Source organism: Brevibacillus sp. MER 51 (genome assembly GCF_023714195.1).
Lineage (GTDB): Bacteria > Bacillota > Bacilli > Brevibacillales > Brevibacillaceae > Brevibacillus.
Genome location: NZ_JAMAUS010000005.1, coordinates 278,876 through 302,471 on the forward strand (window position 1 = coordinate 278,876; position 23,596 = coordinate 302,471).

The window sequence follows — 23,596 nt, forward strand, 5'->3', positions numbered from 1 at the left end:
AACAGGCACCCCATTCTCCAACTAGTATAGACAGAAATTTGAACATTTGTACTAGGCTACACCGATCATTTAGGCGCAGTCTTGACGAACAAAGGCAGAGCGAACGTAGACAAGCCTACTCCCCTCCGCCTTCGAAATCTCATTTTATAGCTAATTGGTCGATTTGTCACCAAGGTATATGCGAATTTTTCCGCCCTCATCAATTTTTACTCCGGGTGCAGGGGACTGCTGAATGACATACTGACCTTTCCCTGAAACGACTAGCGGCAGAGTATCATACGTTGTCACTACGTCTCTCATGGATTGTCCGACCATGTTTGGCACTTCGATTGGCGCCCTTTCTCCAAGTGCTTTGTTAATTTCCTTGGGGATGCCATCTTTACGTTTCGGTATATTCAAATGCTGAAGGGAGGATTCCATGATGCTTTTTACACTCGGAGCGGCAATCAATCCCCCAAACGCCAGTGCTTTCGGATTGTCTACGGCGAAATATACGACGAGCTGTGGATCATCAGCCGGCGCAAAGCCGATAAACGACACGATGTATTCCCCATCGACGTAACGGCCATTTTTTACTTTTTGCGCTGTCCCCGTCTTTCCTCCTACCCGATATCCTTCAATAAATGCCTTGTTACCTGTTCCTTGCGCGACCACACTTTCCAGCGCATGCCGAACTTTGGCGGAGGTCTCCTCTGTAATCACCTGTCGCACTTCTGTCGGCAAAGTCCTCGCTACGACATCGTGTGTCACACTATCCCGCCACTCCTTGGCGACAAACGGTTTCATAAGTTTGCCCCCATTGATGGCAGCTGAGACCGCAGCCATTTGTTGAATCGGCGTTACCGATACCCCTTGACCGAAAGAAGTCGTCCCCAGCTCTACGGGTCCTACTTTATTCAAATTAAATAGCAACCCGTTTTCTTCGCCAATCAAATCGATCCCTGTCTTTTGTCCGAAGCCAAATTTTTTGATGTAGTCAAATAGTCGTTCTTTTTGCAGTCGCTGGCCCATTGTCACGAAGCCAGGGTTACAAGAATTCTCTACCACTTCCAGCATCGTTTCCTGTCCATGCCCCTGGCGTTTCCAGCAACGCAATCGCTTCCCTGCCACATTTATGAATCCCGGATCGTAAAAGCCCTCGTTCAGATTGATGACCCCTTCGTTTAAAGCAGCTGCCAGTGTCACAATCTTGAATGTGGAACCGGGCTCGTATGTTTTCCAGATAGGGAGATTTCTATTGTACACCTCGGAAGGATAGTCCCTGTACGCATCCGGTTGAAAAGTCGGGCGACTTCCCATCCCCAATATTTCCCCTGTCTTTGGATTCATGGCGATCGCCAGAACATCATCGGGCTGATAAGCGACCACCGCTTGATCCAGCTCGCGTTCGATAAACGATTGGATGGTACTGTCGAGGGTTAAATACATGTCCATCCCATTCACGGGTGCTACGTAGTCTTCAGTTCCACCTGGCAGTACGCGCCCTTTGGCATCTGAAGGAAATGAGATATGTCCCTCGGTCCCCATCAAGAAAGGATCATAAATTTTTTCTAGCCCTGTCAGCCCTTGATTGTCAATGCCTGTGAAACCAAGAATATGGGCTGCCATATTTCCGTTCGGGTAAAAACGCTTCGTATCCCCTGCCAAGTATATCCCTGGCAAATTCAGTTCTTGTATTTTTCTCGCCTTTTCAACTGACAGTTTTCTTCCACCAGGAATCTGGTTGTTGCTCATTTCTTTTTTCGTAATGGCACGAAATACATCTTCTTCTTTTTGCTCCAAAATAACGGCGAGCTGTCTCGCTGTTTCTTTAGGGTCTTTGATTTGCGCCCCTACCGATACCAGTGTGGGGACGGTCATATTCGTCACGAGCTCATTGCCGCTTCTGTCCAGAATGCGACCGCGATTGGGTTGAAATTTAATTTCCCGCTTGAGCAGTTCATCTGACATTTGCGAGAGTTTCGGTCCTTCTATCAATTGAACATAGCCCAATCGGGTGACAAGCGCTGAATACAAAACAACTCCTACAATCAAGATGATAAAAATACGACGGCGTACAGTAGCATTGGATACCCGCAAAGCGAGTCCCCCCTCAAATAGGTTGTCTCTTCTTAACCTTATTCGCAGGGGGGACTAGTTAGAACTATGGAGTTGTAGGCGTTTGCGTCGATTGGTCTTCTGGTTTGTCAGGAGGAGGTGCCTGTCCAGATGCTGGCGGCTGTGCTGCCCCACCTTGCCCGGTTTGCTGACCGGAAGATGGTGAAGCCGGATTGTTTCCTCCTGTTGAATTTGTAGCAGGATTCGCCCCCGAATTGTTTGGTGTGGTTGTAACAGGCACTGTGCTGCCCTCCTGAACAGGAGGAGGGGGTGTCGGTACAGGTGGTTCCGACACGGATTGCAGCGTCACCTGTAGCAGCTCTGTACCCTGGAGAACCGTTCCCGGAGGAATGCTTTGTTGGGTGACGAAGCCGGTTCCAGTTGATTTCATTTCGAGATTGATCAAAGAGCTGAACTCCATGACATCCCGCAATGATTTTCCTTTGAAGTCAGGCATCTTCGTTCCTTTTACCCTGTCCGTTACAAGGATGATCTGTTCACCAGGAACGACCTGATCATAGGCTTCCGGATATTGTTTGACGATTTTCGTACCTGTACCAGCTACCGTGACGGTCAAATTGTCCTGCTTCGCCCGCAATTGTGCGGCTGTAGTGGACATCCCTTCAAACTTAGGCAATGTCTTCGGTGCAGCAGGTGAGGATGCCAGCGTTGCCTGCGCTTCTTTTTTCGGCGTTGCCTTTTCTTTCTGTTTATTCTTTACTAAGGACAGATCAGGCTGCTGCTGCAAATATTGCAGGCTGCGTTCCATAATGGATGTAAACATCGGAGCGAGCATCATTTGTCCCCACAATGCATACCATGCATCTGTTTGCGGATCGTCAATAACGACGTAGACTAACAGCTTCGGATTGTCTTTTGGCGCGAAACCGATGAAGGAAGCAACGTAACGGCCATCCAAAATTTTCCCTGTATTAGGATTATATTTTTGCGCAGTTCCTGTCTTTCCTGCTACTTGATACCCTTCGATTTGATATAGTGTACCAGTCCCGGGCTTCTCTGAGACAACCTTACCCAAAATGTCGCGTGTCTGTTTTGCAGTCGCTTCACTTACAACCCTGTCCACAACCTCACGTTGCGTGCGATTGACGACTGCTCCCGTGTGAGGATCGCGCATTTCTTTTACAATATGAGGTTTTAGAAGCTCTCCTCCATTCGCGATTGCCCCTACAGCAGCAACCTGTTGGATCGCCGTAACCGTCGCTGCTTGACCATACGTTGTTGCAGCCCAGTCGCGTGGTGACCGAGGTTTTTCCAAGTTGATCAAGTTTCCTTCTTTTTCGTAAGGAAGCTCTATTCCGGTTTTTTGACCCATCCCGAATTTTTTGAAGTATTTCTTCAGACCCTCCAGCTTCAACCGTTCATAACCCAACTTAGCGAACAACACGTTACTGGATCGCTGAACCCCTTCCAAAAAGCTGATGGTTCCCCAACCGGCACCATTGTTGTGGTCACGGATCGGAATCTGCCCCTTGATGGTGTAAGCGCCTGATTGATAGGTTTCATTCTGATTAAACATTTTTTCTTCGATTGCTGCCGCCAGCGTAATAATCTTAAACGTAGAGCCCGGCTCAAACATCGTGGTGACTGCATGGTTGTTGTAGTTCTCAATCCCGTTGTAGTACGTATTCGGATTAAACTGTGAACGGTTGCCCATCGCCAATACCTCGCCCGTTTGCGGGTCGGCTACAACGACCGTCATGCCCTGCGGCTTGTACTGCTGTTCCACCTTGTCAAGGGCTTGTTCTACATAATCCTGTATCTGGCGATCAATGGTGAGATATACATCTAAACCGTCTATTGCCGGAATGTAATCTCCTTCTCCGTCTGGCAGTTGATAGCCTGCACGATCCTTTTGGTAGGCAATATGTCCCTTTTTGCCAGCCAATTGTTCGTTCAATTGCAGTTCGATCCCCATTTTCGGTTCATCATACAAATCAAGATAACCGATCACGTGGGAAGCGAAGGCGTTATTCGGATAAACCCGGCGAGTCGTTTCAGTCAAATAAATTCCTGGGAGCTGATTCTTTTTGACCTTCTCACCACTTGGCAGTGTCGGATATTGCAAACTTAGAATGCGGTTCCTTTGCTCTTCACTGATCTTTTTCCCGTAGCGTCCCAATTCCACCACTTTGTTCGGCTTGGTCAAATTCTTCACCAACTCTTGAACAGGCGCATTCAAAATAGGAGCCAGCATATTCGCTGTGTAGTAGGGGTCTTTCACCACATCTTCGTCTCTCGCATCAAGTGGCTTCAGCCTTGCATTTACTGTGTATGCCTTGCCATCATATGCCAAGATCTCTCCGTTTCGATCATAGATTGCTCCACGCTTCGGCTTCAAAACACTCTCTCTGTCCCACTGCTTTTGAGCCGTTTCCATAATTCTGGCAGCCTCTGCCGTTTGGATCCAATAAATCCGAAAGCTCAACGTCGAAAAGGTCAAGATCAGGCATAAAGCTACCACGAGAATTCGCCAATTTACTTTTCTCTTCCATTCCATCTACATTCAACTCCGTCACATCAAAGATCGCCCGCCTCCCAAGTAAGGCTGATGGGGGAGACGAACGCAACCTAGCCGAGTCAGGAGCAGACTCTGGCCCAGCTAAGAAAAAATGTTACCGCACATAAGGAGCAGTAACATTTAAGGTTTTTTGTGTTGTGTTTGTGGCAGAGAACTCGCCTGTACTTCTGGTTTGCCGATCGTATGTACAGCTGCCGGATTGTATACCATCCCCTGCTTCTCTGCTTCTTTTTGCAGGCGATCCCGGTTGGTCATTTGTTCAATTTGCAATTTCAGCGTTGCATTTTTTTCTGCCGTTACACGGTTTTCATGTTTGGTGCTCTGGATATCGTAATTCAACTGGGAAATTTGCGAGTAGCGGACACCCACTAGACCCAAGCCGACGACGGTTAACGAGATAAATAAGAGATACAGCAATTTTTCTCCGGTCGGAATCGTTGGCTTGATTCGAACCGTGCGCTTTGTTGTTTTCGTTACAGAGCGGGATTTTTGTTCCAACTCCATAGCTAAATTTCCTCGGTAGTAATAACTCATCGCTTCTCCCTCCCCTTTCTCGTCGATCCCGGTCTACAGCTTCTCCGCTACCCGTAGTTTAGCTGATCGTGCACGATTGTTTGCTTCCAATTCAACTTCTGATGGCAAAATCGGCTTCTTTGTAATGACTTTTACTACCGCTTTATTTCCGCAAGTGCAAATCGGAAAAGCTGGCGGGCACGTGCACCCTTTGGAAAAGTCTTGATAAATTTGCTTGCAGATTCTGTCCTCTAATGAATGAAACGTGATGACACTGACCCGACCTTCTGGATTCAAAACCTCAATTGCATCGACTACGGCTTCTTTGAATGCATCCAGTTCATCATTGACTGCGATCCGAATTGCCTGAAAGGTACGCTTCGCCGGATGGGGTCCGGTACGGCGCGCAGCGGCAGGAATTCCTTCCTTGATCAACTCAACGAGTTCCCCTGTTGTTTGGATCGGCTGCTTCTTCCGTTGTTGAACGATTTGCCGGGCAATTCTCCGGGAAAATTTCTCTTCTCCATACAGCCAAATGATCTTGGCAATCTCTTCTTCGTCCCACTCATTGATAATGTCATAGGCGGACAATGGCGCTTGCTGGTCCATTCTCATATCCAAGGGTGCATCGGCATTGTAACTGAAACCTCGCTCTCCCTCATCCAATTGCGGAGAGGATACCCCGAGGTCAAATAACACCCCGTCTACACCCTCCAAGCCTAAATCTCTCACAATGTCTTTGATATGGCGGAAGTTGCTCTTTACCAGCGTGACTCTGTCCATATAGGAAGCGAGTCTTTCGCGGGCATTATCCAGTGCCCAGTCGTCCTGATCGATGGCAATAAGTCGACCGCCCTCCGTCAACTTGGAAGCAATCAAACTGCTGTGCCCAGCTCCGCCGAGTGTACAGTCTACATAAATGCCTCCAGGACGAATGTTTAGCCCTTCGACAGCCTCATCCATCAAAACGGTTACGTGATGAAACGACAATGTCGTCACTCCTGTTCTTCTCGCTGCTACAAATTAAAATCAACCAGTTTTTCGGCAATTTCTCCAAAAGAGCCTTCTGACTGGGCAAAATAATCTTCCCAGCGTTCCTTGCTCCATACCTCTACACGGTTTGACACCCCGATGATCACACATTCTTTTTGCATGCCTGCATGCTCACGTAAATTGGGTGGTATGTTTACCCTTCCCTGCTTGTCCCACTCGCATTCGGTGGCACCTGAAAAGAAAAATCGTGTAAATGCGCGAGCATCTGCTTTTGTAAAGGGGAGAGACTTGAGTCTTTCCTCTAGTTGTTTCCACTCATCTTGCGGATAAGCAAACAAGCATTGGTCCAGCCCGCGGGTAATAACAAAGGAAGTGCCTAGCCCTTCACGGAATTTGGCTGGGATCGTCAGGCGGCCTTTTTCGTCGATGCTGTGCTGATATTCCCCCATGAACACGCTCTGGTCCCCCACTTTCCTGTCGGTTGACTCCACTTTCCCCCACTTTTCCCCACCTAGTACCTATTTGTTATTATAAAAAAAAATCCTGCGTTTGTAAGCAGGATTTTTTCGCATATTTTTTTGCCGGGAAAAGACGGGATTCGAGGAACTATTCGACCCAGCTTTCCAGGTAGGATTTTTGCTCATCTGTCAATTTGTCGATTCCGATGTTCAGAGCTTCCAACTTGTACTGAGCAACCATTTGATCCAACTCGAATGGTACGTTCAGCACTTTTTTGCCAATGTTTTTGTACTGTTCATTGACATAAGCCAAGGATACCGCTTGCAGAGCAAAGGTCATATCCATGATTTCAGCCGGATGTCCGTCGCCAGCAGCCAAGTTCACGAGGCGGCCTTCTGCGAGCAGATACACTTTTCGACCATCAGCCAGGACAAATTCTTCAATATCTTTACGCACAATACGGGAAGAAGTCGACATTGCATTCAGATCGACCTTATTTACTTCGACATCGAAGTGACCCGCGTTGGACAAGATTGCGCCATCTTTCATCACAGCAAAATGCTCTTTGCTGATGATATCGCGGTTACCTGTCACTGTTACGAAGTAGTCACCATGCTTCGCAGCTTCGAGCATTGGCATTACTTCAAATCCATCCATGTAAGCTTCTACCGCTTTGATTGGGTCGATTTCGGTTACGATCACTTTTGCGCCCAAACCTTTTGCACGCATCGCTACACCTTTACCGCACCAGCCGTAGCCAGCTACCACAACCGTTTTACCAGCAACTACAAGGTTTGTAGTACGGTTGATACCATCCCATACGGATTGACCCGTGCCATAGCGGTTGTCGAACAAGTATTTGCAGAATGCATCGTTTACAGCAACCATCGGGAACTCCAGCTTGCCTTCTTTCTCCAACGCTTTCAGACGCAGAATACCTGTTGTCGTTTCTTCTGCACCACCGCGTACTTGAGACAACAGATCACGGCGCTCGCTGTGCAAAATAGTGATCAGGTCGCCACCGTCGTCAATGATCAGGTCAGGGCGAGTTTCCAGTGTTTTGATAAGATGCTCTTTGTATTCTGCAGGATCTGGATTGTATTTCGCAAATACGCGGATACCGTCTTCCACCAATGCTGCGCAGATGTCATCTTGCGTGGACAGCGGGTTGGAACCGGTAATGGTTACTTCAGCGCCACCAGCTTGAACTACTTTTGCCAGATAAGCCGTTTTCGCTTCCAAGTGCAAGGAGATCGCAACTTTCAGGCCTGCAAACGGCTGCTCTTTTTCAAAGCGCTCACGAATGCGGTTTAGGACAGGCATGTGTTCTTTTACCCAATCAATTTTCAGATGGCCGTTGTGCGCCAACGACATATCTTTTACGATGCTTTCAGACACTGTGTTCATGTATGGATGGACCTCCTTTTATCTCATAAAGCAACCTTCTCTATCATATCATACGCAAGTTCAACCATCACCTGTTTTTCCTATTATCGGCAGTTTACGGCTCTGCGGTTTCTACCGTAAGCAACTCCAAAAAGCGCAGCAAAGCCTGTGGCATCCATTTCTTTTTATGGTAAACCAACTGTCGGAATACACGGATATCCGGATGGGAAAAGGGGAGTATAACGAGTGTACCATTTTTCACTTCTTCTTGTACGACAATTTTCGGAAGCAACGCAATTCCTAAATCATAGGCAACGCATTGTTTTATCGCTTCCAGACTGCCAAATTCAAAAGAAGATTCCACCGTTGCTCCTGCTTCACGCAACACCGCTTCCATCATCCCTCGGTAGCTGCATCCCTTTTCTGTAAAAATCCAGGTTTCCCCGGTAAAATCGTGGGTTTCTACCTTCTCTTTTTTCACCAGCGGATGGGTAGGGGCAGTAACAACGACTAGTTTTTCCTCACCTAAAACGACATTTGTCAGTTCAGATTGATCTTGGAGCCAATCGAGCACAAAGGCGAAATCGAACTTCCCTTCCTTTACCCCTTGTCTCAAATCTTGGCAAATGCCCGGTGCAAGCATGATCCGCATACGCGGCTGCTCCAAGCGAAATTTTTGCAAATAAGGAGGTAAATAAAAGGCCGCCAATGACTCCACTGTTCCGATACTCAACATTCCCGCCAGTTGCGCTTGCTCGGACAGATTCGCTTTTGCCTCATCTAATACGGCTTGCAGCTGTTCGCTGTAGCCTAGAAGCACTTCGCCTGCATGGGTAAGTCTGATTTTTTTGCCCCAACGCTCGAATAGGCTGACACCGAACTCCGATTCCAGGTTTTGAATTTGGGTCGTCACACTCGACTGCGCGTAGCCCAAAATTTCTGCTGCACGAGTAAAGCTTTGGCATTTTGCTACTTCACGGAAGGTTTGCAAATAACGAGTATCCAGATTTCCCCCTCATTCCATCGAAAAAATCGATTCGAATCATCTAATATTATAGATAACTCCGATAATTAAGTCTATGCTACACTTCAGTTACCAACGACAAGGTAAGTAAAAAAGTGAGGGATCTACCTATGGGGAAATTATCTACGCAAGCCCCCGGTCTAGCCAAAACACTGCGACTTCCGCAAATCGTCACCTTATATATCGGGGCGGTGATCGGTTCCGGCGTATTGCTTATCCCCGGACTCGCAGCCGAGAAGGCTGGTCCTGCTTCCATTTTAGCTTGGCTCGTCATGTCTATTCTCGTCCTGCCCATGGCCATTACAATGGGGCTGTTATCTGCTCGTTACCCGAGCTCAGGTGGAGTCTCTACTTTTGTACGGACAGCGTACGGAGATCGATTCGGAAACATGGTTGGCTGGTTCTTTCTCTTGTCTGTCCCGATTGGCGCACCGATTCTTAGTGTTACAGGGGCCAACTACATTGCGATCCTGCTGAACTGGAGTGAGTCGCAAGTTTATGCAGCGGCGGCTCTGCTTCTTCTCGCTGTCGTAATAATGAATGTTGTAGGCTTGCATGTAGCTGCACGAGTCCAAACGATTGTTGTCTCGCTGATTATCACGATTTTGATTTTGGCCGTTGTCGCCAGCATTCCGCATGCATCTGTGACCCACTTTACCCCATTTATGCCAAACGGTTGGTTGAGTGTCGTGCAAGCCGCAGGTCTGATGTTCTGGTGCTTCATTGGGTGGGAAGCCGTGACGCATCTTTCAGAGGAATTCGTCGATCCTGCGAAAAATGCGATTCGCGGTGTCTTGTGGAGTGCGGGAATCGTTGCTCTCTTATACTTTGCCGTAGCCTTTATGACTGTGGCTACGCATAGCTATGGGGTCGGCATCTCCGCTGCATCGCTCAGTGTCATGGTTCAACTATCCTTGGGTCCGATCGGCGGATGGATTGTAGCCGTAACCGCCTTGTTCATTTGTATCGCGACAGCCAACGCGTACATCGGAGCTGCGTCACGCATCGCCTATTCGTTGGCTCAAGAAAAGATCGCTCCGCGTTGGTTTGGCACCCTCCACGTCAAGTACCGGACACCAATCGGCGGACTTCTGTTTCTCTCTCTTTGTTTTGTAGTCGTTCTTGGCGTACTCTATTTCGACGTGATCGACTTGTCCAGACTCATCGAGCTTCCCAATGCTACCTTTTTTGCGACTTACATCGGCGGGTGTCTGGCCGGGGTACGGCTGTTGCACAATAGTCGTGTAGGCCGAATCGCTTCTTGGACTTCTCTCGTATGTACCGTAGGGCTGTATCCTTTTTTGGGGTGGTCCGCTCTCTATCCGCTCGTGATTGCACTCGTCCTTTTTATTTGGCAAAAACGTCATGCTTGACACGAAAAAAGGCTGGGGTCATGTCCCAGCCTTCTTTTTCTTATTCATCTTTTCCAATCAGTCGAAACGTTTTGCCATCGCTCGAGGAAAGGTAAAACGTGCGATCGACGCTTCCGCCCAAATCCCCTGCGTAATATTGAACCGTCATTCTGTATTTATTCATTCCGATTTTTGCAAAGTACATCAGCTCATTGAACTGCGGAAACCGGATATAATCATACACTTCATATTGCATAAACGAAAAATGCTCGCGTAAAAACGATTCGCTCACAGGCAGATTGTTTTTCTTTACATACGCGACCAAGTCATCATAACGTCGAATTTTTTGCTTATCCATCACGTCACTTACGAATGACGAGACAGCTTGTGTCATTGCCTTTTTCTCGCTCTCTGGTACATTGCCAGGATACAGCTCGTCTATTTTCGTTTCCAAACGATTTAATAGGACGACTGCCTGTGCTCTGTTGATTTTGTCATCAGGACGAAAGCTTCCATCTGGAAAGCCAGCCAGAATCCCCATTTTGTAAGCAGGGTAGACCGTCATCACCTGTGTTTCGTTTTCGACCGAAAGATCCGTAAAAAATTTCGCTGTCGTTCCCCGATATTTTTCCCCTTCGGATTGATGCCCGATGGCTGCCAGCAAGGTTCTTGCCGCTTCTAACCGCGTCATGCTATCCGTCGGTTTCCCGGATGGCATGATACCCGCAGAAGCCAAATGGTGATAGGTTTTTTCCGACCAACGTCCCGCAGCAGCCTGCAAGTAGGTCTCTTTGATATAGCCTTCAGGCTCATGACCTGTGAAGGAAGGTATGACGCGTTCAATCAGGGATAAAAACTGTTCTTGCGTCACCGTTTGCTCTGGCTTAAAGGTCCCATCGGGAAATCCTTTGATCAATCCTTTTTTGGTAGCAATCCCTATTTCCTTTGCTGCCCAATGTCCATTCGTGTCAATAAATGCAGGGGAATTGACCACGTATTCTTCCCGTGCGTCGGCCTTCTTCATTCCTGCGGTTGCGATGCCCGTCAATAAAACCGACAAGCTAACAACTAGTAGAGTGGCTTTTTTCCCGATTTGTTGTAATGTAATCTGCATCCCGAGTACCACCTTTCCCCAAAAACAATCCATTACTACTAAGACGCAAAATTTGTCGGAAAAGTTTCGGCATGATTTGATGAAAAGTTTTCCATCTGCTTAAACAACAAAAAAATAGCCGGGTCCACTTCTAGGACGATCCGACTATTTTACGCTGCATTTTACAGGTAATAAAGTTGATGAGTACCATCATGCGCGAATGGCGCATCTACTAATCGGTCAATCAAACCAAGACCATACTTATTTGCAAACGTGAAAAACGAATGCTTTCTTTCTTGCAGTCCACCTTCGGGCAACAAAGCGGTCTCAATTCGTTGGACGCGGACGTGTTCCACGTCATCTTTTTGCTGTAGCGAACGAATTAGACGTTCTTCCAAAAAGGAGACCTGCTCTAGCAGCAGCTTACTATTTTTCTCCGCCAGACCACGCAATCCGCCGTCCAGAGAAACGACTTCCTCTACCAGCGGGCGATAGATCGACATAATCGACTCCCGTGCCGAAGCGAATTGCTGCTCCAACGGATGTGGCCCCTGATTTTTGGACCACTCGGTTTTCCAAGCGGTGAAATCAGTCAAGACTTGTTCAACAGACAACCCCAAGCTATCCAGCAGTCTCAGTTGAGCACCTTCCACAAGGGTAATGGACATCCGAGGCAATACGATCGGCATCTGCATCCCGAATAGCTCGAATACCTCCCGATAAAACGCCCAATACGCAATCTCACCCGGACCTCCAATGAAGGCAAGCGTAGGAAAGAGATGCTCCTGCATCAACCCACGAGTAACGACGTTTGTGCTAAAACGCTCCGGGGTATCTGCAACCTGCTTGAGCAATTCATCGCGACTGTAAGAACGTCTCCGATTGATAAAGCGCTCCCCGTGACGTTCTAGCAGTAATCGATCATCGCCCTCATAGACGAACAGATTGGCTTGATGCTCTTCTACTTGCAATTGAAGCGGATAGCCAGCCGTTGAAATTCGATCCGCTGCCCGCAGCATTACCTTCGTCAATTGCTCATTGTTTTCGATGATCTGTGAAAAAATGGGTTGCTGCAGTTCACGAACAAACGGCAACGAGGATTCAACCAGAACAAGACCATGCTTGCCAAACAGTTTTGCCATCAAGCGGGCAAACCACTCTGCGACTGTGCGCGAGTCTGATGCAGTCTGCGTCAGCAACTCACGAATCTGTTTGGTTTCGGTAGTCTCTGTCTGTCCCTGGAAAAACTTTTCCAGGAACTGCGTACACAGCTCTGGGTTCAAGGGTAGCGTACTTGCCGATTGACGGCCCTTCTTGTTCAGAGCCAGTCGCTCTTTGTGCAGGCGCTTTCCATCGTCCGCTCCCCAGTACACGTGATCGATCTCATCGATGTCATGATCTTCGCCAGCAATCCAAAACACCGGAATGACGTTCGCCTGAAGCTCGGCAGACAGCCTCTTCGCTGCCTGGATCAGATGAACAGCCTTGTTGACCGTATAGAGTGGCCCACCCAGAACTCCTGCTTGCTGACCGCCGATGACCACATAGGTGTCTGGCTGTTTGAGCAACTCGATATTTTTCAGTGTTTCAGGGTGAGTACCCATCTCTTTATTAAATCGATATAAACCTTCCACGAGCTGGTTCCGGTGAGGATAGGATTGACTTCGAAGCCATTCCACGCGTTCTCGATAGGACTGTTCACGGTAGGGATTATGCGCAAAAAACTGTAATGCAGAGGCATTTTGCTGCTGGTACTCCTGTGCCAGCGGATTCGCCAATGGAAGCGCGAGACATTCAACATTCATGCTAGCTCACCTTTCTTCGGGCCATGGTCAACCAAAATTATAACATGCTCCACAGCCACAAAAAACAAGACAACCCACTTTAATGGGTTGTCAAAGTGTAATACAGGCTCGTTTGCGCTTGCATTAAAATTGCGGAGGGGTGACGGACCAGATTAACAAAGCTTCCGTTTCTCCTGTATTTTCGATTGAGTGTGTTTTGCTACTATCAAATGAAATACTGTCTCCTGCTTCCAATACATGCTCTTCATCGTTGAAGCGTGCTGTCACACTGCCAGTAATGACCGTGAAGCACTCTTCTCCCTCTGACTGCACGAACTTGTCGACAGCCATTTCTCCAGGCATCAGTCGCACTTCCAGCATCCCCAGCTTGGCACTACCTCCCATCGAGAGCAGCGAATACGTGCCCGTCGATTCAGGAAAGACCAGTTGTCTGCGTTTTTGCAAGCGAGTCACATGCACCTGCTTTTGATCAATATCTTCGAAAAAATGAATGATGGGTGACTCCAGAGCTTTGGTGATTTTCCACAGCGAATCCAGCGACGGCTGTGAAATTCCACGCTCTACTTGGCTCAGCAAACCTTTGCTTAACCCTGTCTTGCCTGCCATAATTTCCAAGGTAAAGCCGCGTTCTTTCCGAATCATTCGAATCTTATGACCGATGGTCTCGATGGGAAGTCGCATAGTTCCAACCTTCTTTCTTATCGGAATAAATACGATATGTATCAACAGTGCTTTACACGACACCCATCGTTTTGATAATTCCGGTCGTAAACAGCACTATGTAGACGATTCCAAACCAGAGAAACGACAATCGCCAGGCTGAAAATCCTACCTTTCTGAGGGAGAGCCGCCCCTTCAACTTCATCTGTACCCACCCAAGGAGTATGGTTACCACCAGGTAAAAACAGAATACCCACCACCAAGCGGAGAATGCCTCGGGCCAGATCAGTTCGTAAGCGGAAACGGCAGAGCGAATCACCAAAAGATTCGTGATATTTATCGCGAAGCGGCCTGCCAATTTCTTGTTCCGCGTCATTCCATACAAGATGAAATAAACGATCGGAAATCCGAGAAACGGCACAACCGTCAGCGTCCCCCACAAATAGGCCCAGACATTCGCCAAAAAGGTCATCTACTGTCGCCTCCCTCCTTCCGTATTCCCATGTCTGACTTTAGAAGGATAACGCGAAGCAAGGTTTCGTGCAGCGGAGTCGGAATCCCGGCTTTTTGCCCTACTTGGACGATATAGCCGTTGATAGACTGCACTTCCGTCGGTCTGCGCTTCTTAATATCCTGCAGCATGGAGGAAAGATTACGGGAAGTATTTCGGCAAATGGAGACAATTTCCTGCAAGTCTGCATCCTCGATTTTTTGTCCGGCATACGCAGCCACTGCAGCTGCTTCCACAAACAAAGCACGCATGAGCTGTTGCGTATTTGAATTTTCGAGGAGGGCACCATTTGGGATTTCAAAAAGCGCGGTTAACGGATTGATCAGCGCATTTGCGATGAGCTTGCGCCAAGCGAAGGGCTGTATTGCCTTTTCATAGACAGCCTCCATGCCTGTTGATATTGCCCACTCGACAAATATGCGAATCAGTGGATCATTGCAATCAGAAGTCTCCCAAGAGCCTACACGCAAAGTACCTGTACCGGTGTGCACGACTTCTGTAGGCGACAATCTCCTTGCCCCTTCCGTATTAATCGCAAAGAAGCACTGTGTCTCCGTTAAAACGGTTCGAAGCAATTCGTAATGACCCATGCCATTTTGCAAAGCGATTACTCTTGCCTTGAGGTCCAACCTTTGTAGATCTGGGAGCAAGCTGTGCAAATCTGGCTGCTTTACAGTTAACAGATACAGATTCCCTTCAGGCAATCCTTCTTCAATGGAGCGAGCGGCTACGGGAACAGTGACTGAATCCCCATTCAGCTTTTGAAAGCTGAGCCCGCGTTCATTTAGCTGATTCGCCTGGAGTGAACTGCGTGTAACAATCGTAACAGGTTGTCCAGCGTGTGCGAGCCTTGCTGCATACAGCAGCCCGACAGACCCTCCACCTATGACTACTACCTGAAACGTCATTGGTTCTAGCAGCATTTGTTCACCCACATTAATCAATGCTTATTTTTCAAGAATAACAGAGTTTTCGGGATTGTTCAATTGATTGCCACAAAAAAAGATCGAAATTATCGAAATATTCCTTGGCTCCCACACCTTTTTTGTAAAAAAATAGGCTGTCGCCCTTTGACGACAGCCTGACCCCTCAATTATACGGGATAAACAGCATGCTTTCTGTCCGAAAAAACGTGACGCTTTTCCTTGTAAACCTCGTAGCGCTGGATTAATTCGCGTCTCAGTTCGCTTGGAGGCACAACAGCATCCACAATCAAGTTCGAAGCCAGTAAGTACAGATCGATGTCTTCCTGATACTCTCTGCGTTTTTCCTGAATAAACGCTTGACGCTCCGCCGGGTCCTCAATCGCCTGTATTTTGTTACTGTAGACAGCATTAACGGCTGCTTCTGGTCCCATCACGGCGATTTGGGCTCCGGGCAGTGCGAGGCAAGCATCTGGTTCAAATGCAGAGCTAGCCATTGCATACAAGCCAGCACCATACGCTTTACGTACAATGACGGATATTTTCGGTACTGTGGCTTCCGCCATGGCGGAGATCATTTTTGCCCCGTGTCTGATAATGCCTGCCCGCTCTACGGCTGTCCCAATCATAAATCCCGGAACATCCGCCAAGAACAACAGTGGAATGGAAAACGCATCGCACAGCGTGATAAATCGAGCCGCCTTGTCAGCCGAATCGACAAACAAGACTCCTCCTTTTACACGCGGCTGGTTGGCAATGATACCGACAGGTTTGCCATCCAGACGTGCCAATCCGGTAATCAGTTCTTGGGCAAATAATTTTTTGATTTCAAAGAACGAATTCTCGTCGACCAATGCTGTAATGACATCATGCATATTAAAAGCTGCATTTTGGTTCTCCGGCACGATGCTCGTGATTTCTTTCGCGGTAGACACAGGAGCTTTTGCCAGTGCAGTCGGCGGCGTCAATGTATAGTTCGCCGGGAAGAAGCGCAGATAGCTGCGCGCTGCTTGAATCGCTTCTTCTTCATTGGCAGCCAGTACGTCCCCGCATCCGCTGACGGAGCAATGCATGCGTGCACCGCCCAACTCCTCCAAGCTCACTTTTTCTCCAATCACCATTTCCGCCATGCGCGGAGAGCCCAAGTACATGCTCGCGTTTTTGTCGACCATGATGACAATGTCACAAAAAGCAGGGATATAAGCGCCACCAGCCGCAGAAGGTCCAAACAAAATGCACACTTGTGGAATTTTGCCCGAAAGCTTCACTTGGTTGTAAAAGATTCGGCCAGCCCCCCGTCGGCCTGGGAACATCTCCAATTGATCAGTGATACGCGCTCCTGCTGAATCGACGAGATAGAGAAGAGGAACACGCATTTTTTCGGCTGTCTCTTGAATGCGAATGATTTTTTCGACGGTCCGCGATCCCCAAGACCCGGCTTTCACAGTCGAATCATTTGCCATCACGCAGACGGTTTGACCATTAACCTTGCCAATTGCGGTCACAACTCCATCCGCCGGCAGATCGCCTGCCATGACATTCGCGAACAGCCCATCCTCGACCATGAACTCGTCATCGAACAATAGCTTGAGGCGATCGCGGACGAACAGCTTGTTTTGCTCCTTGAGCTTGTCATGATACTTGGCATCGCCCCCTTGCACTACTTGGGCAATTTTTTCGTGCAATGTGTCTTCCAAATGTTTGGTCATCAGCGTAATCCCCCTCGTCACTCTCCGCGGTATATCGGTTTTCGTTTTTCTTGAAAGGCTGCGAGTCCTTCTAGGCGGTCTCTCGTCGGGACGAGCAGCTTGTACGCGTTGCTTTCAATCTGAAGTCCGCTACCTAGCTCGACTTCCACTCCACAATCGATAGCAAACTTGGCTTGGGCTAAGGCAAGTGGAGCATTCGCTGAAATTTGCTCGGCCAAAGAAATGGCTGTCGCCATGAGTTGATCAGCGGGAACAATCCGATTGACTAACCCAATGGACATTGCCTCCCCTGGAAAAACACGCCTTGCCGTAAAAATCAGTTCCTTGGCGACGCCTTTTCCAACCAGCCGAGGTAGACGCTGTGTTCCGCCGGCGCCAGGGATGATCCCGAGCGATGTCTCCGTTAAACCCATCTGGGCCTGATCACTCATGATCCGCAGATCGCACGCCAATGCCAATTCTGTACCGCCACCCAGTGCCAGCCCGTTAATCGCCGCGATGACAGGTTTCGGTAGCTTTTCCAGCTCTGTGAACGTATCTCGAATCGTTTGGATATAGACATCAACCTGTTGTGGTGACATGAAGCGTCGCTCTCTCAAGTCCGCACCAGAGCAAAACGCCTTGTCACCAGCCCCTGTCACAATGACCGTCCGGATGTCGCGATCATGGCTGATTTCACTGATCAAGCCGCGCAGTGTCACAAGCGTATCCAGATTGAGGCAGTTAAAAACTTCTGGCCGTTGCAGCGTCAGTACGCCGATTGCGCCCTCTCTTTGCAGGGAAACCGTCATCTTCTATCCCCTCTTTGCGAATGTGTGGAAATACAGATCATCCAGCTGGTTTGCTTGCGAGCGATGCCCGCAGCACTTTTGAGGGGAGCTCTTTGCCCAACTGCTGCCCAATATACGCACCAGCCTCAATCAACTTCTCGAGATCGACGCCCGTTTCATAGTCCATTCCGTGCAACATGTAGACCAAATCTTCCGTCGAAATGTTGCCGGCAGCTCCTGGGGCATACGGGCATCCACCAAGTCCGCCGATTGAGCTGTCAAAGATTCGGATTCCTTCATCAAGCGCTGCTGCTACGTTCGCCAATCCGGTTCCTCTCGTATCATGGAAATGGGCGGCTAAGCGCTCGTTCGTAACATCTTTCACAAGTTCTCCAAAAACCTCATGAACCTGCTTCGGTGTTGCAACCCCTATCGTATCCCCGAGAGAAATCTCGTACACTCCCATTTCCAACAGAGCCTCTGTCACCCTGCGGCTATTGTCCAGCGGAACGTTTCCTTCATACGGACAACCGAACACCGTTGAGATATATCCACGAACTTTCATCCCGAGAGCCAGCGCTTCCTGGGCAACCTCCCGCAGGATCGGATACGTGTCTGCTATCGGTTTATTGATGTTTTTTTGATTATGGGTTTCAGAGGCAGACATGAACAGGGCAATCTCTGTCAGTCCGCATTGGCGCGCCCGCTCCAGACCGCGAATATTTGGAACCAATGCGCTAAGCATTACCTCTTGGCTGCGATTGATTCCCTGCAAGACCTCATCTGCATCCGCCAATTGCGGTATCCATTTCGGATTCACAAATGAACTTGCTTCTATCCGCTTCAAGCCTGCTGCCATCAGCTTATGAATCAACGCAATTTTTGCTGCTGCCGGAACGATCGCGCTCTCATTTTGCAACCCGTCACGAGGACCGACCTCCACGATTTGCACACGCACAACAAGTCACCCCCCTCGCCTAGCGGTCGCTCAGTTTAGAAGTATTCTAATCCTATTCCAAAACAACAATAATATCGCCATCGTTGACAAAATCGCCAATATTCGCTTTAACTTCCACAACCTTGCCTGAGGCTTGAGCCTGTACAGGAACTTCCATTTTCATCGATTCCAGTACAAGGACATCTTGTCCTTCACTGATCTCGTCACCTGGCTGCACCAGGACATTAATAACGGTTCCTGCCATATTGGCTGCTACTTGTTTCATGGATGGATCTCTCCTTTACATATCATAGATATTAGCGTTTTTCCGTGCTTGACGCAGTTCCGCGCTCAGTGACAAACCATGTCGTATAGTTACCTGCTCGGAATTGTTCATCCTGTAATACTTCTTGCAAAAACGGAATGTTCGTTTTAATGCCAGTAATCAGAAAATGATCCATAGCCTTCTGCGCCTGCTGTACAGCCTCTTCTCTTGTCGCTCCAGATACAATGACCTTTGCAATCATCGGGTCGTAAAAAGGAGTCACCTGTGTACCTGTCTCTACCCCATCATCAATTCTTACATCTTCAAATGCAGGTGGCTGATACAACGTAATCGTCCCTGGCGATGGCAGGAAGGTGACAGGGTCTTCCGCATAGACACGCAGCTCAATCGCGTGGCGCAGAGCCTTGACGTCCTCTTGCTTGATCGACAGCGGGTGACCATCGGCAATGTCCAGTTGGAGCGACACGAGGTCAATGCCCGTCATTTCTTCCGTCACAGGATGCTCCACTTGCAAGCGTGTATTCATTTCCAAGAAGTAAAAGTTTTTCTGTTCATCTACGATAAATTCAACCGTTCCTACACCTGAGTAGCCCACTGCTTTCGCTGCGGTAACAGCTGCATCGCACAAAAGCTCTCTTGTTGCTGTGTCCAAAAAGGGCGACGGGCTTTCCTCGAGCACCTTTTGATGTCTGCGCTGTATGGAGCATTCCCGTTCTAATAAGTGGATGACGTTTCCATGTTGATCAGCAACGACCTGCACTTCGATGTGGTGCGGACGTTCCACGTATTTCTCCATGTACATCGCATCGTTTCCAAAATACGCTTTTGCCCGACCTTTCGCCGATTGGTAGGCTTGACGCAGTTCAGCCTCTTCTCGGCAAATGTGCATCCCGATTCCTCCGCCGCCAGCACTTGCCTTGAGCATCACGGGATATCCAATGGACATCGCGATGACAGCTACTTCATCTGGAGAATCGATAGCCTGTTCACACCCCGGAACTACCGGCACTCCCGCAGCCTCCATCATACGGCGGGCAGTCAGCTTGTCACCCATTTGCCCGATGACCTCGGGGGTAGGCCCAATGAATAGAAGACCCTCCTCCAGAACACGGCGGGCAAAAGCTTCGTTTTCTGACAAAAGACCGTAGCCTGGGTGAATGGCATCGGCACCGGTGCTTTTCGCTGCTGCAAGAATGGCTTCTACGTTCAGGTAGCTGTGCGGAACGGGCGGTGGACCAATATGGACTGACTCATCTGCTTCACGTACAAACGGCAGATCCTTGTCTGCATCCGAATAGACAGCAACCGTAGCCACTCCTCTTGCCTTGCATGTACGGATAATTCGTCTGGCAATTTCACCACGGTTTGCGATTAATACCTTGTTCATGGCAACGCTCCCCTCTTTGACAAACCGACCACAACCGTAAGCGCTTCCAAATTGTTTGCCTGGTTTGTATCATGTGATGCTACTTTCTATTTTGCCACGAGAATGATCATAGTTCTAGGATGAAATTTTAAATTTTTCCAAGGAAGCGAAATCATTTCCTGACAATCCCTCTATATAAAAAAAGAAAAACACTTCGGAAAAGCCTAACATCGTGTATAATAAAGGGGCGGGGCCAAAGGTGGCCAAGGCAAAGAGCTGTGAGAGGAGTGGCTAACCATGTTTGAAGTAAGACGTTTGCAAATCAACTATAAGACACTGGAGGAATTCCAGAAGTTTCGCGAATTTGGCCTGGAGGAGCTTTCTATGAAGGAAGACCTGGAGGCGAACATCGTGGAAAACGATTCGGAATCTCCATTTTACGGTATTTATGACAACGATCTTCTGGTAGCACGTATGAGCCTCTACAAAATTGACGGGAAATACGACCGTTACTTCCAACCTGCGCAAGACTATTACGAGCTGTGGAAGCTCGAGGTCCTGCCTGACTACCGCGGCAAAGATTACGGAACAGCTTTGGTTAACCACGCGAAGAGCTTTGGAGCTCCTATTAAAACCAACTCCCGCTGCCGCGCAGACGATTTTTGGTTGAAAATGGGCTTCACGCCTGTGAAGTACAACCTCATGCGTGATCGTGGTGAAAACCCGTACGTATGGTTGCCAGAGAGCGTAGAGCTGCAAGACTAGCTCCCTCTTTACTAACATGAATGACAGATGAATGCGCAAACAAAAAGAAGCGGATCAATCACCGCTTCTTTTTTCATACCTAGCGCTTATTTTTCCACGCGCTCTAAATTTCCGTTTTCATCCATTTTGAAGATCGCTTTGTTGGAATCTTCTTCCTGTAAAAAAGCAAGCTTGCGTGCACGTTCCATAATCTGTACCAACGCACGGTAATCATCATTGACACCCTGAACCTGATCCAGCTCTTTTCTAGCGCGTTCGTGGGCTTCTTTCAATTCTTTTAACTCCAACTCTTTTCCTTCCAACTCTTGTTCCAATTGTCGCAAGCGACGAGTCATTTCCTTTTGATTGACGAGCATGCGAATGACTGCTTCAATCTGCTGCTCCTCTACATCCGCGTACTTTTGCACCTCTGCTATTGGTGTCTCAGAACGTTTTGTATGCAACGTGACGACCTCGACCTCTGCCACCACAGGGGGCGGTGCTTGAATCCTCCCGAGCTTTTTCAATTGCTGCCTCTGGCTTTTCGCAATCGAAATGGCCGCATCGTACCGTTTACGTACGCAACTGTTCCAGCGGAAGCCGCACGCAGCTGCTGTCCTTCCCAACCTTTGACCCACTTCTTCAAATGCAGCAAGCTGTGTGCCGCCTTCGCGTATGTGGCGCAAGGTGACTTCCGCCAACACTAGATCGTCATCTTCGGTCCATGCGTCTTGTCTGGAAGCTACCATATGAGTCCCTCCCGTTACCTTTAAAAAGGATGATGTAATTCATCCTATGCTTTTCCCTACTCTTGTAGAATCGCTTTCTACTAGAAAAAGTATGTCCAAGCAAATAAATGTTTAAACGGAAAGGACTACATCGATCAGGACGTTGGGCGCTTTGTCAGGAAGCTTTCCACTACGGAGACGTGTTCAGGGCTACCCCATAGATGCGCACATTGACTCACTTCACGCCGGATTCGTTCTTCTTGCGGAATGCCCATACGCTTCCACCGCAGGATCTGCATGTACGCTTCAATGCCAGATAGTGGCTGGGCAGCGATTTTTCGAGCGAAACGATATGCTTCCTCCTGGAGCTTCTCTTCCGAGTATACCTCGTCAACAAAACCGTAGGACTTGGCTTCCTCTGCACGCAATCTGTCACCAGTCAACAGGAGAGCGAGTGCTTTTGACTCTGGCAGCAAGTCCAACAGCCGACTTCCTCCACCCCAACCTGTCGTAATATGCATACTGATTTGCACAAACCCGAACGTCGCCTGGTCACTGGCAAAACGAAAATGACACGCGCCCGCAAACTCACAGCCACCTCCGACCGCGGCACCGTTAATCATGGCAATCACCGGTTTGGAATACTGATCAATGGCCGACAAAAGCCCCGTCACTTTGCTGAGCAAAGGATGCGCCTGTTCAAAGCCACGAGCTGCAATAAACTGATTCAAATCGCCTCCGGAAACAAAGCTTCTGCCCGTCCCCGTCACAATCAGAACCTTCACCCGAGGATCGGCTTGGCAGTCTTGCAGGACCTGATGCAGTTCGTCAACCAGCTCCACGCTGATGGCATTATGTACATGCGGTCGATTTAATGTGATCGTGGCAATACCGTCCTGTTTTTGCAAAAGCAAGGTCTCCATAAGAACTCCCACCTCTTTATCAGCTTGTGGCTTTATTTTACCTTTCGATGGACAAACAAAAAAGAGGAGGTCTTTCCCCCCTCTTCATTAGGACAACAGATTTTTCATGGCGGAAGAATTGAATCCGACAATCAGGTTTTCACCGTCAGTCAGGATCGGACGCTTCAAAAGCTGAGGCTCTTCGCTAAGCATTTCGAGCAGTTCCTTCACTGACATATCATTGATATCGACATCCAGGTTTTTAAAACGCTGACTTCTCGTCGACAAGATTTCATCCAAGCCATTTGAAGTCATTTTGATAATATCCAGCAGTTCTTCTGCTGTCGGTGGATTTTTGAACAAGTGACGCTCTTCGTAATTTACTCCGTTTTCTGCCAGCCATGCCTTCGCTTTGCGACAGGATGTGCAGCTAGGATAAGTGAAAAACGTTAATTTTTGTGTTTGTGTACGTTCAGCAACGGCCATTGGTTACCCCTCCATCTCATCTATTACGCATGATTTCATCTATAAAAGTCTTACGATTTGCAGTTCTTGATGTTCGGTTCAGTCCCTTACAAAAAGTTAGCCAATAAAATTTCTTTCCTTACTTTGGATTTTAATGCTTCATTAACACTATGTCAATAGTAGTTAATTTAAAAACTAGATGAAAATTCGTGTGATATGCTGTTGTAGCACACTGCTACCTTAACAAGTAACACAAAATGGGATACACTTATGAAGATTGTTCAAAAAGTTGTCTTTTGATCACGAAGGAGTCCTGAAAGTTGGGTAACATCGA

Annotated in this window: 22 protein-coding genes; 2 read left to right on the plus strand and 20 right to left on the minus strand. The window is 48.3% G+C overall.

What is annotated here, in order from left to right; genetic code table 11:
- Window positions 1-150: 150 nt before the first annotated feature.
- From M3630_RS13490 to M3630_RS13520, 7 genes are all read right to left on the minus strand, one after another.
- The gene (locus M3630_RS13490; RefSeq protein ID WP_251252425.1) at window positions 151-2,079 is read right to left on the minus strand and encodes a stage V sporulation protein D; all 1,929 of its coding nucleotides are present in this window, start codon (window positions 2,077-2,079) and stop codon (window positions 151-153) included.
- Window positions 2,080-2,143: 64 nt separating this feature from the next.
- The gene (locus M3630_RS13495) at window positions 2,144-4,615 is read right to left on the minus strand and encodes a penicillin-binding protein (RefSeq protein ID WP_251252426.1); all 2,472 of its coding nucleotides are present in this window, start codon (window positions 4,613-4,615) and stop codon (window positions 2,144-2,146) included.
- Between the two features lie 141 nt (window positions 4,616-4,756).
- Window positions 4,757-5,170 (minus strand): cell division protein FtsL, encoded by a 414-nt coding sequence (ftsL2, locus tag M3630_RS13500; protein ID WP_251252427.1) that lies wholly within the window; start codon window positions 5,168-5,170, stop codon window positions 4,757-4,759.
- A gap of 33 nt (window positions 5,171-5,203) precedes the next feature.
- A complete protein-coding gene (rsmH, locus tag M3630_RS13505; protein ID WP_251252428.1) occupies window positions 5,204-6,148 on the minus strand; it encodes a 16S rRNA (cytosine(1402)-N(4))-methyltransferase RsmH in 945 nt (314 codons plus the stop codon).
- 17 nt (window positions 6,149-6,165) lie between these two features.
- Window positions 6,166-6,597 carry a division/cell wall cluster transcriptional repressor MraZ gene (gene mraZ / locus M3630_RS13510; protein WP_007717680.1) on the minus strand — a complete coding sequence of 144 codons (432 nt, stop codon included), beginning with the start codon at window positions 6,595-6,597 and terminating at the stop codon, window positions 6,166-6,168.
- Window positions 6,598-6,748: 151 nt separating this feature from the next.
- Window positions 6,749-8,008, minus strand: coding sequence for an adenosylhomocysteinase (locus M3630_RS13515; RefSeq protein WP_047068374.1), 1,260 nt, complete (start codon window positions 8,006-8,008; stop codon window positions 6,749-6,751).
- A 94-nt stretch (window positions 8,009-8,102) separates the two neighbouring features.
- Complete coding sequence (locus tag M3630_RS13520) at window positions 8,103-8,993, minus strand: LysR family transcriptional regulator (RefSeq protein ID WP_251252507.1); 891 nt, start codon at window positions 8,991-8,993, stop codon at window positions 8,103-8,105.
- Window positions 8,994-9,121: 128 nt separating this feature from the next.
- Here M3630_RS13520 and M3630_RS13525 point away from each other — a divergent pair, with 128 nt between their 5' ends.
- Window positions 9,122-10,384 (plus strand): APC family permease, encoded by a 1,263-nt coding sequence (locus M3630_RS13525; RefSeq protein WP_251252429.1) that lies wholly within the window; start codon window positions 9,122-9,124, stop codon window positions 10,382-10,384.
- A 40-nt stretch (window positions 10,385-10,424) separates the two neighbouring features.
- Here the strand turns inward: M3630_RS13525 and M3630_RS13530 are convergent, their stop codons facing one another.
- The 10 genes from M3630_RS13530 to M3630_RS13575 form a co-directional block, all read right to left on the minus strand.
- Window positions 10,425-11,477 (minus strand): S-layer homology domain-containing protein, encoded by a 1,053-nt coding sequence (locus tag M3630_RS13530; protein ID WP_251252430.1) that lies wholly within the window; start codon window positions 11,475-11,477, stop codon window positions 10,425-10,427.
- Between the two features lie 161 nt (window positions 11,478-11,638).
- Window positions 11,639-13,261, minus strand: a complete 1,623-nt coding sequence (bshC, locus tag M3630_RS13535; RefSeq protein ID WP_251252431.1) for a bacillithiol biosynthesis cysteine-adding enzyme BshC — start codon at window positions 13,259-13,261, stop codon at window positions 11,639-11,641.
- Window positions 13,262-13,384: 123 nt separating this feature from the next.
- Window positions 13,385-13,942 carry a helix-turn-helix domain-containing protein gene (locus M3630_RS13540; protein ID WP_007717657.1) on the minus strand — a complete coding sequence of 186 codons (558 nt, stop codon included), beginning with the start codon at window positions 13,940-13,942 and terminating at the stop codon, window positions 13,385-13,387.
- A 52-nt stretch (window positions 13,943-13,994) separates the two neighbouring features.
- Window positions 13,995-14,393 carry a DUF3397 domain-containing protein gene (locus M3630_RS13545; RefSeq protein ID WP_251252432.1) on the minus strand — a complete coding sequence of 133 codons (399 nt, stop codon included), beginning with the start codon at window positions 14,391-14,393 and terminating at the stop codon, window positions 13,995-13,997.
- A complete protein-coding gene (locus tag M3630_RS13550; protein ID WP_251252433.1) occupies window positions 14,390-15,355 on the minus strand; it encodes a ketopantoate reductase family protein in 966 nt (321 codons plus the stop codon). The genes M3630_RS13545 and M3630_RS13550 overlap by 4 nt, the downstream gene beginning before the upstream one ends.
- Before the next feature lie 170 nt (window positions 15,356-15,525).
- Window positions 15,526-17,064 carry an acyl-CoA carboxylase subunit beta gene (locus M3630_RS13555; protein ID WP_251252434.1) on the minus strand — a complete coding sequence of 513 codons (1,539 nt, stop codon included), beginning with the start codon at window positions 17,062-17,064 and terminating at the stop codon, window positions 15,526-15,528.
- A 17-nt stretch (window positions 17,065-17,081) separates the two neighbouring features.
- The gene (locus M3630_RS13560; protein ID WP_251252435.1) at window positions 17,082-17,855 is read right to left on the minus strand and encodes an enoyl-CoA hydratase-related protein; all 774 of its coding nucleotides are present in this window, start codon (window positions 17,853-17,855) and stop codon (window positions 17,082-17,084) included.
- A gap of 37 nt (window positions 17,856-17,892) precedes the next feature.
- Window positions 17,893-18,792: a hydroxymethylglutaryl-CoA lyase gene (locus tag M3630_RS13565; RefSeq protein WP_251252436.1), complete on the minus strand. Its 900-nt coding sequence runs from the start codon at window positions 18,790-18,792 to the stop codon at window positions 17,893-17,895.
- Between the two features lie 52 nt (window positions 18,793-18,844).
- Window positions 18,845-19,057, minus strand: a complete 213-nt coding sequence (locus tag M3630_RS13570; RefSeq protein WP_106783004.1) for a biotin/lipoyl-containing protein — start codon at window positions 19,055-19,057, stop codon at window positions 18,845-18,847.
- A gap of 31 nt (window positions 19,058-19,088) precedes the next feature.
- Window positions 19,089-20,444, minus strand: coding sequence for an acetyl-CoA carboxylase biotin carboxylase subunit (locus tag M3630_RS13575; RefSeq protein ID WP_251252437.1), 1,356 nt, complete (start codon window positions 20,442-20,444; stop codon window positions 19,089-19,091).
- A 276-nt stretch (window positions 20,445-20,720) separates the two neighbouring features.
- Between M3630_RS13575 and M3630_RS13580 the strand changes: the two genes are divergently transcribed.
- Window positions 20,721-21,188 (plus strand): N-acetyltransferase, encoded by a 468-nt coding sequence (locus tag M3630_RS13580; RefSeq protein WP_047068385.1) that lies wholly within the window; start codon window positions 20,721-20,723, stop codon window positions 21,186-21,188.
- An 86-nt stretch (window positions 21,189-21,274) separates the two neighbouring features.
- On the opposite strand, the gene M3630_RS13585 is transcribed toward M3630_RS13580, so the two are convergent.
- The 3 genes from M3630_RS13585 to M3630_RS13595 form a co-directional block, all read right to left on the minus strand.
- Window positions 21,275-21,916: an RsfA family transcriptional regulator gene (locus tag M3630_RS13585; protein ID WP_173608225.1), complete on the minus strand. Its 642-nt coding sequence runs from the start codon at window positions 21,914-21,916 to the stop codon at window positions 21,275-21,277.
- Window positions 21,917-22,050: 134 nt separating this feature from the next.
- Window positions 22,051-22,818 (minus strand): enoyl-CoA hydratase/isomerase family protein, encoded by a 768-nt coding sequence (locus M3630_RS13590; RefSeq protein ID WP_251252438.1) that lies wholly within the window; start codon window positions 22,816-22,818, stop codon window positions 22,051-22,053.
- A gap of 87 nt (window positions 22,819-22,905) precedes the next feature.
- Complete coding sequence (locus tag M3630_RS13595) at window positions 22,906-23,283, minus strand: Spx/MgsR family RNA polymerase-binding regulatory protein (protein WP_016740704.1); 378 nt, start codon at window positions 23,281-23,283, stop codon at window positions 22,906-22,908.
- Window positions 23,284-23,596: the final 313 nt, after the last annotated feature.